Consider the following 15,097-nt stretch of genomic DNA (forward strand, 5'->3'; position numbering starts at 1 on the left):
TAAAATGCCGTGGCGGGAATCTTTCTATAGTAGGAGCTATAGATGATAGTACCGCGAAGGAAATTTTGCATACCCTTCATCGGGCTGCAAAGACGCCTACACCACTGGTGACAGCTTGTGTTGGTGTAGGAGTATGTCACCACCGCGAGGGCCCCCGATCGAGTAAAATCACAGAACTTGCCCGCCGATGACTTAATCTGCTAAAACTAACAAAGTTTGATAATTTCTGAGAAATAACATACATGGTTGCTACATCCGTCAAGATTAAACACGAAGTCAAAGACTTGTCTCTCGCCCCCTTGGGAAAGCAACGCATCGAGTGGGCCGGCCGGGAAATGCCCGTTTTGCGGCAAATTCAAGAACGCTTCGCTAAAGAAAAGCCTTTCGCTGGCATTCGCTTGGCTGCTTGCTGCCACGTAACCACAGAAACAGCTCATTTGGCCATCGCCATCAAACTCGGGGGTGGGGACGCCGTACTGATCGCCAGTAACCCCTTGAGCACTCAAGATGACGTAGCGGCTTGCTTAGTTGAAGACTACGGCATTTCCGTCTTCGCCCTCAAAGGAGAAGACGCCGCTACCTACGAACGTCACGTCTACACAGCCCTAGACCACCGCCCCAATATTATCATCGACGACGGTAGCGACGTGGTAGCGGCCCTGATCCAGCACCGCCCGAACCAAATTTCCGACTTAATCGGAACTACCGAAGAAACTACCACAGGCATCGTGCGCCTGCGGGCAATGTTGAAAGACGGCGTGCTGACTTTCCCCGCAATGAACGTCAACGACGCCGACACTAAGCACTTCTTCGACAACCGCTACGGCACCGGTCAATCTACCCTAGACGGCATTATCCGCGCTACCAATATTTTGTTAGCCGGTAAAAATATTGTGGTTGCAGGTTACGGTTGGTGCGGCAAAGGCACGGCACTACGCGCCCGCGGCATGGGCGCTAACGTAATTGTCACCGAAATCGATCCGATTCGGGCGATCGAAGCAGTGATGGACGGTTTCCGCGTCATGCCGATGGACGAAGCGGCAACAGTCGGAGATATATTCATTACCGTTACGGGCAACAAACACGTCATTCGTGCCGAACATTTCGAGACCATGAAAGACGGCGCAATTGTTTGCAATTCCGGTCACTTCGACATTGAGATTGACCTCAAATCCCTCGGCGAAAAAAGCACCGACGTGAAAACAGTCCGGTCTTTCACTCAAGAATATCACCTCAATAATGGCAAGTCGGTTATTGTGTTGGGCGAAGGTCGTTTGATCAACTTGGCAGCAGCCGAAGGACACCCCAGCGCCGTGATGGATATGAGCTTTGCTAACCAAGCTTTAGCCTGCGAATATCTGGTTACGAACAAAGGCAAACTAGAGCCTGGTATTCACTCAATCCCCGTGGAAGTTGACAAAGAAATTGCCCGTCTCAAATTGGAAGCAATGGGTATTTACATTGATACCTTGACTCCCGAACAAATTGAGTACACAAACTCTTGGACTTCGGGCACCTAATCATCGTTTATCGTTCCCGGGCTCTGCCTGGGAATATTCTCGTTTATCGTTCCCGGGCTCTGCCTGGGAATGAATACCACGAGGCTCTGCCTCCTGTATTCGGAGTCGAGGCAGAGCCTCTATATATGCCTTCCCAGGCAGAGCCTGGAAGCAAAAACGAGAAAAATACCAAGTACATATTACCTATTGAATCAAAATGGTTGAATGGATAACTAACACAATGCAGTCCATGGGCTATCTCGGAATAGGGCTGTTGATGTTTTTAGAAAATCTTTTCCCGCCCATACCATCAGAATTGATTATGCCGCTGGCAGGATTCACGGTATTCAAGGGCGGAATGGAGTTTTCACCGGCGATCGCAGCAGGAGTAATCGGTACAGTTCTGGGGGCACTTCCCTGGTACTATGCCGGTAAATTATTGAGCGAAGAACGCTTGAGGAATTTAGCCGACAAATACGGCAAGTGGATCACTGTATCGGGCGCCGATATTGACAAAGCGAATAGATGGTTTAATAGACACGGCAACAAAGCCGTGTTTTTGTGTCGCCTCGTACCGGGAGTTCGCACCCTGATTTCCCTGCCCGCTGGCATCAACAATATGCCTTTAATTCCTTTTTTACTTTACTCAACAGGCGGCACTCTTTTGTGGGTGAGTTTCCTGACTTTTGCCGGATATAAACTCGGCGAAAATTATCGACTTGTAGAGGAGTATCTGGATCCGGTTTCCAAAATAGTTGTGGTGAGTATTGTCATTTGGTTTATTTTGTGGGTGGTCAAAAAGAATATGCAAAAGGAAAAATATCGCAAATAAATGCAAATTTTGTGAAACTAATCTGCGTTGATTCGCGTTCATCTGCGGCGACAATCACCATTTTGACCCCGCCCAAAAACGAATACAAGTTTCCTACAGGAGTCGTGAGCGGTTCCAAGTTTTAGACCCTAGTTCAAAGTCCCAGATGAATCTGTAAAGTAAATCTCAAATCTCAAATCTCAAATCTCAAATCCACTGACTCGGTTCCAGCATCTTCCCAACATTAGCGCTGAAAGAGAGAGATGCATATTTGATAGAAACTTCTGCTATCTTTGCTACTTTTTTAAAGTTAGTTTTAAATTTACGATCGCCCAAAAGTCACAGTGACGGCCAGCCGATAGCCCAAAAATCAAACTTAAATTTATACAAATATTTAGGATTTGTTGAGGTTTAGGCAGATAATCGTGGCAAAATAGGGAACATTGCTATCCGCCCTGTTAAGATATGTACGAAAAGATTGTAGCCCCGACAACTGGTTCTAAAATTACTTTCAAAGATGGTTCGCCGATCGTCCCCGATGACCCGATTATTCCCTTCATTCGCGGTGACGGTACGGGTGTGGACTTGTGGCCAGCATCCCAGAAAGTCATGGATGCTGCGGTAGAAACAGCTTACGGCGGCAAGCGGAAAATTAACTGGTTTAAGATTTATGTAGGCGACGAAGCTTGCGATGTCTACGGTACTTACCAATATTTGCCGCAGGATTCCTTAGACGCCATCAAAGAATACGGAGTCGCCATCAAAGGGCCCCTGACAACCCCAATCGGGGGCGGCATTCGATCGCTCAACGTAGCTTTGCGACAAATCTTTGACCTTTACGCCTGCGTGCGGCCCTGCAAATATTATGCTGGAACACCATCGCTGCACAAAACACCTGAACTGCTAGACGTAATTATTTACCGGGAAAATACAGAAGATATTTACCTGGGAATTGAATGGCCCAAAGGCAGCGAAATCGCAAAGAAATTGATTGAATTCCTCAATAATGAGTTAATTCCGGCAACACCAGAACACGCCAAAAAACAAATTCGCCTAGATTCTGGAATAGGAATTAAACCAATTAGCAAAAGCGGTTCTCAACGTTTAGTGCGGCGCGCCCTCGCCCACGCTTTGCGGTTGCCGAAAGACAAGCAGCAAGTGACTTTGGTGCACAAAGGCAACATCATGAAATACACCGAAGGAGCTTTCCGAGATTGGGGTTACGAATTAGCAACCACCGAATATCGCCAACAGTGCGTGACTGAAAGAGAGTCTTGGATTCTCGGCAACAAAGAACAAAATCCCGACATTAGCTTAGAAGATAATGCCCGCCAAATAGACCCGGGATACGATGCTTTGACTCCCGAAAAACAAGCGAAAATTCGTCAAGAAGTCGCCGACGTTTTGTTTGCAATTTGGGCCAGTCACGGCAGCGGTCAGTGGAAAGAAAAAATTATGGTCAACGACCGAATTGCTGACAGTATTTTCCAACAAATTCAAACTCGACCTGGCGAATATTCGATTTTGGCGACCATGAATTTGAACGGGGATTATTTGTCGGATGCGGCGGCAGCAATTGTCGGCGGATTGGGCATGGGTCCCGGCGCGAATATTGGTGATGAATGTGCAGTTTTCGAGGCAACTCACGGCACTGCACCGAAACACGCCGGTCTAGATAAAGTCAATCCTGGCTCTTTGATTTTGTCCGGGGTGATGATGTTAGAATACATGGGATGGCAGGAAGCCGCAGATTTGATTAAGAAGGGTTTGGGAGCGGCAATTTCTAACGGTGAAGTTACTTACGATTTGGCGAGGTTGATGGAGCCGCCGGTACCGGAGTTGAAGTGTTCGGAGTTTGCTGAGGCGATTATTAAGCACTTTGCTGATTAGGTTTTAAAGATTTTTTAACCGCAGATGAACGCAGATAAACGCCGATAAGATTGGTAATATCTTTGTCTGTCTGCGGTTTAAAAATTGCTATTTTTGCAGTTCGGGAACAGCCATGCCGCGCTCAACGGCGGGACGCTTCTGCAAGGTTTCTACCCAACGTTTGAGGTGGGGGTGGTTGTCCAGGGTTAATCCTTGAAATTCGTAAATAGCAACCCACGGATAGGTAGCAATGTCGGCAATCGAATAGTCGCCGCAGATGTATTCGTATTTTGCTAGTTGAGTGTCTAATACTCCGTAGAGCCGCAAGGTCTCTTTTTCGTAGCGCCCAATGGCATAGGGAATTTGTTCGGGTGCAAAGCGTTTGAAGTGGTTGAGCTGACCAAACATCGGGCCGACGCTGGCCATTTGAAACATTAGCCACTCCATAACTTGAAAGTATTTTTGTTTGTCGGTGGGCAGAAATCTGCCTGCTTTTTCGGCTAGATAGATCAGGATGGCGCCGGACTCGAAGACGGTGATGCCGTTATCTCGATCGACTATCGCCGGAATTTTGCTGTTGGGGTTGATGGCAATGAATTCTGGGCTAAATTGGTCGTTTTTGGTGATGTCGATGACGTGCACGCTGTAGGGTAAACCTATTTCTTCGAGCATGATCGAGACTTTGCGGCCGTTCGGTGTGGTAAAAGTGTAGAGGTCGATCATAGTTGTGCTGTTAAGTTAAAAGTTGCAATGAAGGAAATAACCGGACATAATATCAGAATTTGGACATAAATTGCGCAGTCTTTGAGCGATCGAGCCATCCTCAGGCAGAAGGTAGAAGGCAGAAGGCACAATTAAAGAAAGGTTTTGCTAACAATTCTATTATAATAAGATTTGGGATGGGTGACGGTTAATTAAGAAAAATGGACATTATTGAAATTCTCAAAGACGATTATCAAAGATTCCCCGAAAATCAGACTTACAACATTTACGCAAAAGATGTTTATTTTGAAGATCCAGTGAATCGATTTACAGGAGTCGATCGCTACCAAAAAATGATCGGGTTTATGGGGACTTTTTTTAAAGAGGTTAAACTCGACTTGCACAACATTTCCCAGTCTGGAGATACTATAGAAACTCGCTGGACTCTGAGCTGGATCGCACCGCTACCTTGGAAACCGAAAATGGCGATCGCCGGTAGGAGCGAACTTAAAGTCAACAGTGATGATTTAATTGTTTCTCACATCGATTACTGGAACTGTTCGCGGTTGGATGTGATCAAACAGCTTGTATTTCCTGTGAAAACTAATGTTTGAGAATTGTTCTTAGGTTTGTTAGCAATAAAAAATGGTGTTTCAAGAGCGAGAGTCCTTTTTTAACCGCAGATGTTAGCAGATAAACACAGATGAACGCTGATGGATTTTTATGTGTCGCAATTGATATCTGAGATAAATAATTTTAACTGATCTTGACATGGCAGCAATTTCGTGAATTAGCGAAAATGTGCTGTGTCCGGCGGCTGCTTGTCGCCAAAATTAATTCCCCCATTAAATTCATCTCTGTTACAGAACGTTACAATAAAGAAGTAAAGAATTTTCAGGCGAGCTAAACAATCAATGCGCTTAATACTAATGACCGGAAAAGGCGGCGTCGGCAAAACCTCCGTAGCCGCTGCGACTGGGCTGCGGTGTGCCGAATTGGGATACAAAACCCTAGTGCTGAGCACAGATCCCGCCCACTCCTTAGCCGACAGCTTCGACATGGAACTCGGGCACGATTCGCGGCTGGTGAAACCGAATTTGTGGGGAGCAGAATTAGATGCTCTCAGGGAATTAGAAGGCAATTGGGGAGCCGTTAAGCGCTACATTACTCAAGTCTTGCGAGCGCAGGGGCTCGAAGGGGTGCAAGCTGAAGAATTAGCCATCTTGCCAGGAATGGATGAAATCTTCGGTTTGGTGCGAATGAAGCGGCATTACGATGAAGGCGAATTTGATGTTTTAATTATCGATTCTGCTCCGACTGGCACAGCATTGAGACTGCTAAGTTTGCCGGAAGTTGGCGGCTGGTACATGAGAAAATTTTACAAGCCGCTGCAAGGCATATCAGCCGCCCTTAGACCTTTAGTTGAACCTATTTTTAGACCAATTGCGGGTTTTTCTTTACCAGACAAAGAGGTGATGGATGCACCTTACGAATTTTACGAACAAATCGAAGCTTTGGAAAAGGTTTTAACTGACAATACTGTGACTTCGGTAAGGTTAGTTACCAATCCAGAAAAAATGGTAATTAAAGAATCTCTGCGCGCTCATGCCTATTTGAGTTTGTACAATGTAGCCACAGATTTAGTAGTAGCTAACCGGATTATTCCCGCAGAAGTAACTGACCCATTTTTCAAACGGTGGAAAGAAAGCCAGGAACAGTACCGTCAGGAAATTCACTCAGATTTCATGCCGCTGCCAGTTAAGGAGGTGCCACTTTATTCTGAAGAAATGTGCGGTTTGGCAGCTTTGGAACGGTTGAAAGAAACGCTTTACAAAGATGAAGACCCAAGTCAAGTTTATTACAAAGAAAATACGATTAAGATCGTGCAGGAAAACAATCAATATAGTCTTGAGCTGTATTTGCCCGGAATTGCTAAGGATCAGATCCAGTTGAGCAAAACGGGAGATGAGTTGAATGTTCGGATTGGGAATCACCGCCGTAATTTGGTGTTGCCCCAAGCTTTAGCGGCGCTGCAACCTTCCGGGGCGAAGATGGAGGAGGATTATTTGAAGATTAAGTTTGCTTAACAAGACTTACCCACTATCAACCTAAAAAACCCGGTTTCTAGGAAAAATCGTGGATGATCCCTTGAGATATTCACGCAGAAACCGGGTTTTTGGCTCACGTGCAGGTATTGAGCTATTCAGCAGACTTACGCCATTCTTGTCCGAGGCGAACGGCTTCGTCAAAAGTAGGATGGTTGCGTCTGCGTTTATGAGACAGTTACTTTTGTAATGGTATCAATTCCGATTGTATGGGAATGATTTAACCGCAGAGGGCGCAGAGGGCGCAGAGTCTCCAGAAGAGAGAGATGAATAATTCCGATGTCAACGGATTTGATATGAGATGCTACTGGCTAGACACAATTAACAGGACTCAGCACGAAGGACTTCGTTTAAAGCCTCATCAATCACTGCATCGCTGACACCTCGACGCTTCAAACTTGCTACTAAGGCTGTTACTGTCTCGCTCTCAAATCGTTCTAAATCAACGCGCAAACCTTGACCGATATAAGCACGAATTAATGGCTGATAACCCGAAAAACCCAATAATGGTGCAACTTTCTTTAGATCTTCCACAACATCTTCGGGCATACGGATCGTCACGCTAGTCATTGGACGGTTTCGATCTAATCGCTGCTTTAATGCTTCAACCTTCATACTCTGCCCTCTCCTGACGAGTTGCTTTACGTGCTGAAATAATCCGAATGACATTTTCTTCACGCTCAATGTGAACCACATACAGTAGATTCCACCGACTATCTAGCCCAATCACAGCATCACGCGCTTCCTCATTGCGACTGGCATCAACGACAACTAGAAATGGGTCAAAGAAGGATTCAGCAGCTTGTTGAAAAGTAACCCCATCATGATTTGTGGGATTGATCCGCGCTTTTGAGTCGTCCCATACGAAGGTAATGCCATTGAGCACGAAGTATACATTCATGCTCCCTAGTATAGGTAAAATGTATTTACAATGTCAATACATTATTCACAAAAAACGATCGTTTTCAAATCTAGACGCAAAGACTTTGCACGTCCGCTGCAACCGAATTGTTAGTCTATATACGCATTTTATGATTCTTGGAAACCAATAAATTTCCGCAAATCCTCCAGAATGCCTGGGATTTTTTCCTTATCTCGCAGTTCCCAATTGCTGACTCGAAACACTTGCCAATTTTCTGTGCTTAGCTTTCTATCCTCCTTTAATCGCTTTGAATAGGATTCTTCGTCTGCGCGCCATATTGATTTCTCCTCTACTCCATAGTGGCTGATATCATCTACTAGAATTGCGTATCTCTTACTATTCCAAAACGCTACAAAATCAACTCGATAAAGTTCATCGGCATGTGTTCCCGCAATAGAACGAAGATTTCTTTTAGGTTGAGAGTGCCATTGAATCCACGCTTGAGGAATTAATACAGGTACATCCTTATTTCCCATGTCAAATCTTTTTGCATATTCTAAAAAAAAATCCTTTTCATATTTAGTTTGATTCATGTCTCTCAGAGCTTTCTTGAATACTCCATTTGTTGAATTATCAAGACCGTAAAATGCCTCTAGCATTCTAAAGCTAAAGTTTGGGTATACCTTTCCTGTCAATAATCCCAGTCCATCCTCTACCGCATATTTTAATGTTTGTCTTCCCCTTTCAGCAGTAATGGAAAAGCCTGGCTTCCTCTTTCCGAAAGGCATTCCAGCAGGAAATTGATATGTAAACAAGTCTTTACCAGAAAATGAGCCTATACAGGTAATTTTATTATCTTCTATCACGAATCCAAGTTCTTCACAAAAAGATGAAAGAAAGCTCTTTGATTCAGGCGATAAGTCGTGCAGTTGTAGAACATATTCAAGCAATTTCAAGAAATTTTTAACTGTGTCTACATTCTGCCAATCACGTGAATTATAGAGTTCATCAACTAATCCACGACGTGTTTCAGTTGAAACGGTACTCTCATGATTTACAGTAAAACCGAAGCGTGAAAAAATACCTTTAATATCCTTGAGAGAGAAGCGCTCTGCACAGAAATCTTTGAACTGAATTTTGAGAGCTTTTAATAAAACATTGGGATTTTCCACCATCTGCAAGTCTGTCTGTTGGGAAATCATAGAAATTTTAACAAGATAAAATTCTCCGACTATTGTAGCATATCTTTGCGAGCGCAACAAGCCTATCTACTCAATTTAATATATCTGAGCATCTTCGCTACGCTTCGCATTTATTTCTGTTCCCTCTTATTTCCCATCCTCTGCGCCCTCTGCGCTCTCTGCGGTTTGTTCAATCTTTCCTGCATTAACCTCAATCTTTTTCTGCTGACGTTCCGAGGCAGCTTTTTGCAGCATTTTCAACCTTTCTGGATCAGCATTCGATCGCCAAAACAACTTATGATCCTTAATTTTAACGCAATTTTCCTCCAAACACTTCATCCATTCCCGATGTTTCTTAACTGCGCCACGATCGAGAATTCCTAACTTTTCTTCTTGGCGGGTGAGTTTCGCAAACTTTTCGTAATGGGGATAACTAGCAGTAACAAAAGCTTCTTTCCTAACTAAGATTGGCGGGTTGTACAAATCAGAATAGTCTTGATAGCTCACAGAAAGGTCGCGCAAATCTATGTGCATAGAAGTGTGAAGGGCTGGATGCGGGTTAGTGTCAAAATCGGGATAAAATAAATAGGAAATTTGAGGTTTGCGAGCGTGAAATTTGATGATTGTAGCGCCGTCAAGCCTGCCAATCGTGCGGTTGGCGCAGCCTTCGTAGAGCCGAAGCAAAGGGTCAAGTTCTTCTAATGCAGAGACGTGCACTGAAAGGGAACCGGGCTGTTTGTAGCCGATCGCACTATCTTCGCAGCAGTCAGCCACAATATCAGGTTTGCTCAGACTGTACAGCATTAAATCTGCCAAAGTGCAAGCTTTTTGATAATTGTCAAACAAACCTTTGATGTCGTTGCGGATTTGAGCGGGGAGTCGGCGGATTGAAGGCCGATCGCCCAAACCGTTGAGAGCGAGATATACCAGCAAATCTTGGCGGCGCTTGTCGGCGATTTTCTCCCAATCATCCGCATCCGTTGCTTGCAAAATCACCCTCCAAGCGCGATTAAAACTGTGAAATTCCCCCTTAATCGCCGATTCTTCCGCTAGTTCGCCTTTAACCGGAAGCCGGCCTCGATCGCTCACAAAAGCCATCAAAGGAGCCAGCATTTCCGCATAATCCTCAAACCGCTTAACTTGCGATCGCACTCTGGGAGTCGATAAGTGCGATCGAAACCGAGAAGCACGAAAACCTTCACCCTCCGCTGCATCCCGAAATACAAAATAAATCCCCAAAGCTACAGGAATTGCATCAACACTCAAAACTTGGTCGATATAAATCTTCAACTCTTCCTGTTCGTAATACTTCTGAAAAGTATTCCGAGAAGTAATCACCCCATCCCCGTAAGCAATTTGACCTTGTTGGCGCGAGTCAATCAAAACCTGAGCCGCTACAACTAATAATTTTTTAGTCAATCCCCAAGCATTCAGCAAAGCTTCTCGGCGTTCCGCCAAAGATTCAATCACATTAATCACATAACCAATATTCACAATATCTGCACAAATTCGCGGAGTATCCGGCTGATAGTATGGATCCCAACCCGAAACAGCATAACCTTCTTCAGAAATATATTTAATATCCCCGCCGTAACCGCAACCGTAATCAAAAAAAGTCGCCCCGTCGATCGCTAAATCCGCTTCTAAAACCAGACGCAAAGGTTTAGAAAGCGAGTGGCGTACCATCGCAGCTTTGTGTCGCTCGATTTTAGGGATTGAAAGCTCGCTCTTCTCCTGTTTCAAACGCTCGACAACAGCATGATCTTGAATTTCCACACCGCAATATCCCAAATATTTGAGCCAACCCTCACGAGTGCCGATAACGCTAGTATTGTCAAGCAGTCCCCACTTTTCCTCGCAGCGAGTGAGTCGAGCAAACTTTTCGTAATTGGGATAATCCGCAGTTACAAAAGTTTCCTTGCGGTGCAAAACCGGGGGATTTTCGCTGTTGCTGTAATCGAAATATTTAACTTCCCCTGTTTCCAGATTAATTTGGATGCTGGTTTGCAAAGCAGGGTGAGCATCTGTATCGAAATCCGGGTAAAAAAGATAAGATATTTTAGGTTGCTGGAGTGAAAATTTAACTAAAGTTGCTTCATCAATATTTTCGATAGTGCGTCTGGCACAATTTTCGTAGATTCCGAGGACTGGGTTGAGTGCTTGCAAAGCCGAAACATGAACGTAAAAAGCCGTAGGTAATTTTTTCCCCACCTTGCTTTCGCGACAGCAGCAAGCCACTTTTGCCACCAGATTGTCAACACAAAAATCCTTGATTTCCTCGGGTGAGTACGGCACAGCATTTACAGAATATTGCTCAGAAATAGCCTCGTTTTCATACAATAAAACTTCCCGAGCAAAACTCATCAAAGGCGTTAGCAGTTTTTCATCATTTTCTAATGAATCGCTATCTAAAATAGTGTTTGTACTGGTATCGTAATTCATAGCTAAATTAATTTTTTTTAATTAACCGCAGAGAACGCAGAGGACACGGAGTGAAGAAACAAACAAAATTTCCCTAGAATTTCTATATGTAGGATGCACGCTCCGTACCGTACCGCTTTATTTCTGAGTTTCTTAGAGAGGGACTTCGTTTTTGTAATGGCGATTTTAATGGCAGACTAATATCGACTACGATCGAGTAAGATATTAACCAAACATTCTAGTTTCCACAAATTCTTGAACCCGCGCTAAATGACTGGACAAACTCACTAATATGTTCTCAACCCTCTCAATCTTGGACAATTCAACCCCTGGTGGTTCAGATTGAAAGCCTCGCGCTTGATGCTCCAATTGTGTGGCCAAATCCGACATCAGAGCAACTCCCACATTAGCAGAAGTTCCCTTGAGACGGTGTGCTTGATATTCCACAGCTTGCCAATCTTTAGCTTCTACGGCTCTTTTGGCAGCAGCCACATCAGCTTGCGCGTCTGCCACAAAAGCTTGCAATAGTCGCTCGGGCAATTTAATATTAACTCGTCCGAGTTGCTCCAATCTGCTCTTGTCGAACAGTCCGTCGCAGTCTCTATGTTCCCAAGTTTGAAGTGTGCTCGCCCTTGGTGTCGGCACAGCCACAACCTGCGCTTTTTCCACAACTTCTGTATAATTTGTTGCTAATTGAGATTTTTTTTCCGAATTAATACTTTTAACTCCATACTTATTTTCACACTGAACATTTCGGGCTTCATACTTTTTCAGGGCCGCCGCCAAAGCATCTAAATCTACAGGTTTGCTGAGATAATCGTCCATCCCCGCAGCCAGACACTTTTCTCGTTCCCCCGGCATAGCATGAGCAGTTAAAGCCATCACAAAAGTATGGCGATCGCTTCCTTCAATTTCCCTCAACTTTTGCGCCGTTTTGTAACCGTCAAGTACCGGCATTTGACAGTCCATCAGCACTAAATCATAGCTTTTTTCTGCCAGCAAATCCAGGGCTTGTTGACCGTTGACCACGCAGTCAGCGTGATAGCCTAAAACTGCCAACTGTTCGACAAGAACTTGCTGATTGATCGGGTGGTCTTCCGCCAGCAAAATTCTCAGGGATGACGGCGAATTGGGAGTAACATATTGAGATTTAACTGCTGGCAATTTGCAACTACTAGCAGCCTCCAATCTCTCAAAATCTCCCGTTCCCTTAACCGGCGCAAGCATTGCCTCAAGCAGGCGGCTAGGCCGCACCGGCTCGATCAAATACCCGCTAAAACCCCGACTGCAAAGCGCTTCCGCCTTCTGCTGTTCCCGCAAAGCAGTCATGGCGATTAACGAGCCAACTGCCGAGGTCGATCGCACTTTTATCGCAAATTCCTCCGCATCCAACTCTGGCAGTTGCAAGTCCACAAGCACCAAATCGCAGCTTTTTTCCCCCTCCCCCGAATGCTGAGAAATTCCGTCCAGGGCCTTGTTCAACCAACTCAAAGCCTCAGCAGCAGTTTCTGCCTCGTCGCAGCGGGCACCCCAACTTTGAGCGAGCGATCGCACTGCTGCCCTCCTCAAAGCGCTTCCAGAGACTACTAACAGCTTCTTTCCCGCAAGTTCGGGATCTTGAGGCTCAACTTGCAACTGTTTTTCCAAAGGTACAGTAAACCAAAAAGTCGAACCGCTGCCTAGCAAACTGCGAACTCCAATCTCGCCTCCCATCATCTCCACTAATTGCTTGCAAATAGCCAAACCCAAACCCGTTCCGCCGTAAAGCCTAGTAAGAGAAGGGTCTACCTGAGAAAAAGATTGGAACAGCTTTGTTTGCCCTTCTGCCGAAATTCCAATGCCAGTATCCCGCACCGAAAAGAGCAATCTTGCTTCTTGTCTACCATCTGCCAGTCGCTTGCCCTGTTTCACAGTTACGTGAACTAGAACTTGACCGCAATCTGTAAATTTTATGGCATTCCCCGTCAAATTCAGCAAAACTTGCTTCAATCGGCCAGAGTCGCCCACCAACTTTCTCGGCACCGAACTGTCCACTAAAATATTCAATTCAATACCTTTTTCCTCTGCCAAATGCGCTATCATTTCTATCACCGACTCAACGCAGCTATCCAAATCAAAATCCGCCTTTTCCAGCCGCATTTCTCCAGCTTCAATCTTAGAGAAATCGAGGATATCATTAATAACGTTCAGCAAATGTTCAGCACTGCGGTAAATAGTCTGAGCGTACTCCTGCTGTTTCGGTTCCAGAGTAGCGCGCACCAGCAATTGAGCCGTTGCCAAAACCCCATTCATCGGAGTGCGAATTTCGTGACTCATGTTCGCCAAGAATTGCGACTTCACCCGGCTGGCTTCTAAGGCAGTTTCCCGCGCTTCCACCAACTCATTAATTTTGTCGGCAACCATCACAATTCCCCCCACTTTTTCGTCGGGATCGTACCAAGGGTGAGCAGCCCACCGCAGGTACAGAACAGATCCGTCTGCTCGTTCCCAGGCATCTTCGCTCACAGAAACTACCTGGCCTTTGAGCACTTCTTGGTACATTACTTTCCAGCGATTCGGCGTATCTGGAAACAATTCGTAATGGCTGAGATTATTGAGGGAGGGCAACTCCAAATTAAATTGACTAACCCATTTTTTAGAGTTAGCCATATAGCGCATTTGTGTATCGAACATCGCCATTGCTACAGGCACGCAAGTAATAATTTGTCTCAGTTGCTGCCGTTCCCTTTCCAGAGCATATTCCGCCTGTTTGCGCTCAGTAATGTCGCTAATCATACCAGCCATCCGCAGCGGTTCTCCATGATAATTCCGCTGAGCTTTTCCCTGAGAAGTGCAGTAGCGGTAAAAACCGGAAGAGTGCAGCAGGCGAAATTCTACATTATAGTCTATTTCTTGTTCCAAGTGAGCGGCGATCGCCCGGACGATGCCCTCCTTGTCCTCGGGGTGCAGGCGGTTGTAGAGAGCTTCCATAGTCCTGCCAAATTGATCTCGCGACAAACCGATAATTTCCAAAAGGCGATCGTTCCAATAAACCTCATTTTTACTTAAATCCCAATCCCAAATTCCGTCGTTCACTCCCTCTAAAACTAACCTGTACCGTTCCTCACTTTCCTTAAGTTTTTGACTAGTATGAAACGCCTGAGATTCGGCGCGGTAAATGCGAATGGCATTGTACATACTGCGGGACAAACTATCTGGAGAAAGCTTGCTTTTAGCGATATAATCAGAAGCTCCAGCCTTCATCAATTCCACAGCAATTTCTTCGTCGCCTTGACCTGTGAGCACAATTAAGGGAACTTTCAGCCCAGCTTCCCGTACATTTTGTACCAAACTCAGTCCGTCTCCGTCCGGCAATCCGTAGTCGAGGAATACGCAGTCAAATTTGCACTCAAATATCTGATTTAATAGCAGCCCCTTTTCTGTCTCCTCAACCTCTCTTAAATGTTGAGATTTATTTTGTTTGGAGAGTTTCGCGATCGCCTGGGTAGAAGTTTTGCTGACCGAGAGTTTGGCCAGGGCATCGGCGCAGTCTTCTGCTTCAGTAACTTCTACCGAAACCCCAGCAGACTTGAGCGAGCGTTTGACCGCCATCCGATCGACAGCATCGTCATCAACAATCAGAATTTTGATAAGTTTGTCCATAACAA

The 15,097-nt window shown here is 45.3% G+C and carries 12 protein-coding genes; 6 read left to right on the forward strand and 6 right to left on the reverse strand.

The genetic code is table 11. The features are described from left to right. The 4 genes from ACUVJL_RS01590 to ACUVJL_RS01605 form a co-directional block, all read left to right on the forward strand. Nucleotides 1-191 (forward strand): hypothetical protein (locus ACUVJL_RS01590; protein WP_445244247.1); only part of this gene is annotated, 191 nt, incomplete at its 5' end. Between the two features lie 51 nt (nt 192-242). Further along, complete coding sequence (ahcY, locus tag ACUVJL_RS01595; protein WP_445244248.1) at nt 243-1,520, forward strand: adenosylhomocysteinase; 1,278 nt, start codon at nt 243-245, stop codon at nt 1,518-1,520. A 196-nt stretch (nt 1,521-1,716) separates the two neighbouring features. Then, nucleotides 1,717-2,331: a DedA family protein gene (locus ACUVJL_RS01600; protein ID WP_445244249.1), complete on the forward strand. Its 615-nt coding sequence runs from the start codon at nt 1,717-1,719 to the stop codon at nt 2,329-2,331. Nucleotides 2,332-2,775: 444 nt separating this feature from the next. Beyond that, nucleotides 2,776-4,200: an NADP-dependent isocitrate dehydrogenase gene (locus tag ACUVJL_RS01605; protein ID WP_445244250.1), complete on the forward strand. Its 1,425-nt coding sequence runs from the start codon at nt 2,776-2,778 to the stop codon at nt 4,198-4,200. An 87-nt stretch (nt 4,201-4,287) separates the two neighbouring features. Here ACUVJL_RS01605 and ACUVJL_RS01610 read toward each other — a convergent pair whose 3' ends face one another. Further along, entirely contained in the window at nt 4,288-4,902 is a 615-nt protein-coding gene (locus ACUVJL_RS01610) for a glutathione S-transferase N-terminal domain-containing protein (RefSeq protein ID WP_445244251.1), read from the reverse strand. A gap of 200 nt (nt 4,903-5,102) precedes the next feature. On the opposite strand from ACUVJL_RS01610, the gene ACUVJL_RS01615 reads away from it, so the two are divergent. Further along, the gene (locus ACUVJL_RS01615; RefSeq protein ID WP_445244252.1) at nt 5,103-5,495 is read left to right on the forward strand and encodes a DUF2358 domain-containing protein; all 393 of its coding nucleotides are present in this window, start codon (nt 5,103-5,105) and stop codon (nt 5,493-5,495) included. Nucleotides 5,496-5,795: 300 nt separating this feature from the next. Further along, complete coding sequence (locus ACUVJL_RS01620; protein WP_333176612.1) at nt 5,796-6,968, forward strand: TRC40/GET3/ArsA family transport-energizing ATPase; 1,173 nt, start codon at nt 5,796-5,798, stop codon at nt 6,966-6,968. A 339-nt stretch (nt 6,969-7,307) separates the two neighbouring features. Here ACUVJL_RS01620 and ACUVJL_RS01625 read toward each other — a convergent pair whose 3' ends face one another. The 5 genes from ACUVJL_RS01625 to ACUVJL_RS01645 form a co-directional block, all read right to left on the reverse strand. Next, nucleotides 7,308-7,601: a hypothetical protein gene (locus tag ACUVJL_RS01625; RefSeq protein ID WP_333336328.1), complete on the reverse strand. Its 294-nt coding sequence runs from the start codon at nt 7,599-7,601 to the stop codon at nt 7,308-7,310. Continuing rightward, nucleotides 7,591-7,887 carry a BrnT family toxin gene (locus ACUVJL_RS01630; RefSeq protein ID WP_242718305.1) on the reverse strand — a complete coding sequence of 99 codons (297 nt, stop codon included), beginning with the start codon at nt 7,885-7,887 and terminating at the stop codon, nt 7,591-7,593. The genes ACUVJL_RS01625 and ACUVJL_RS01630 overlap by 11 nt, the downstream gene beginning before the upstream one ends. Before the next feature lie 128 nt (nt 7,888-8,015). After that, nucleotides 8,016-9,050 (reverse strand): hypothetical protein, encoded by a 1,035-nt coding sequence (locus ACUVJL_RS01635; protein ID WP_445244253.1) that lies wholly within the window; start codon nt 9,048-9,050, stop codon nt 8,016-8,018. A gap of 126 nt (nt 9,051-9,176) precedes the next feature. Next, on the reverse strand, nt 9,177-11,471 hold the full coding sequence (locus ACUVJL_RS01640) for a DNA phosphorothioation-associated putative methyltransferase (protein ID WP_445244254.1): 2,295 nt from the start codon (nt 11,469-11,471) through the stop codon (nt 9,177-9,179). Nucleotides 11,472-11,675: 204 nt separating this feature from the next. After that, entirely contained in the window at nt 11,676-15,092 is a 3,417-nt protein-coding gene (locus ACUVJL_RS01645) for a response regulator (RefSeq protein ID WP_445244255.1), read from the reverse strand. Between the last annotated feature and the right edge of the window lie 5 nt (nt 15,093-15,097).

The sequence above is a fragment of the Microcoleus sp. OTE_8_concoct_300 genome (assembly GCF_031383065.1).
In the GTDB taxonomy this organism is placed as follows: domain Bacteria; phylum Cyanobacteriota; class Cyanobacteriia; order Cyanobacteriales; family Microcoleaceae; genus Microcoleus.

Coding starts and splice junctions, on each gene's coding strand:
- ACUVJL_RS01615 (WP_445244252.1), top strand. CDS start 5,103: ATGGACATTATTGAAATTCTCAAAGACGATTATCAAAGATTCCCCGAA.
- ACUVJL_RS01620 (WP_333176612.1), top strand. CDS start 5,796: ATGCGCTTAATACTAATGACCGGAAAAGGCGGCGTCGGCAAAACCTCC.
- ACUVJL_RS01635 (WP_445244253.1), bottom strand. CDS start 9,050: ATGATTTCCCAACAGACAGACTTGCAGATGGTGGAAAATCCCAATGTT.
- ACUVJL_RS01625 (WP_333336328.1), bottom strand. CDS start 7,601: ATGAAGGTTGAAGCATTAAAGCAGCGATTAGATCGAAACCGTCCAATG.
- ACUVJL_RS01640 (WP_445244254.1), bottom strand. CDS start 11,471: ATGAATTACGATACCAGTACAAACACTATTTTAGATAGCGATTCATTA.
- ACUVJL_RS01605 (WP_445244250.1), top strand. CDS start 2,776: ATGTACGAAAAGATTGTAGCCCCGACAACTGGTTCTAAAATTACTTTC.
- ACUVJL_RS01630 (WP_242718305.1), bottom strand. CDS start 7,887: ATGAATGTATACTTCGTGCTCAATGGCATTACCTTCGTATGGGACGAC.
- ACUVJL_RS01645 (WP_445244255.1), bottom strand. CDS start 15,092: ATGGACAAACTTATCAAAATTCTGATTGTTGATGACGATGCTGTCGAT.
- ahcY (WP_445244248.1), top strand. CDS start 243: ATGGTTGCTACATCCGTCAAGATTAAACACGAAGTCAAAGACTTGTCT.
- ACUVJL_RS01610 (WP_445244251.1), bottom strand. CDS start 4,902: ATGATCGACCTCTACACTTTTACCACACCGAACGGCCGCAAAGTCTCG.
- ACUVJL_RS01600 (WP_445244249.1), top strand. CDS start 1,717: ATGGTTGAATGGATAACTAACACAATGCAGTCCATGGGCTATCTCGGA.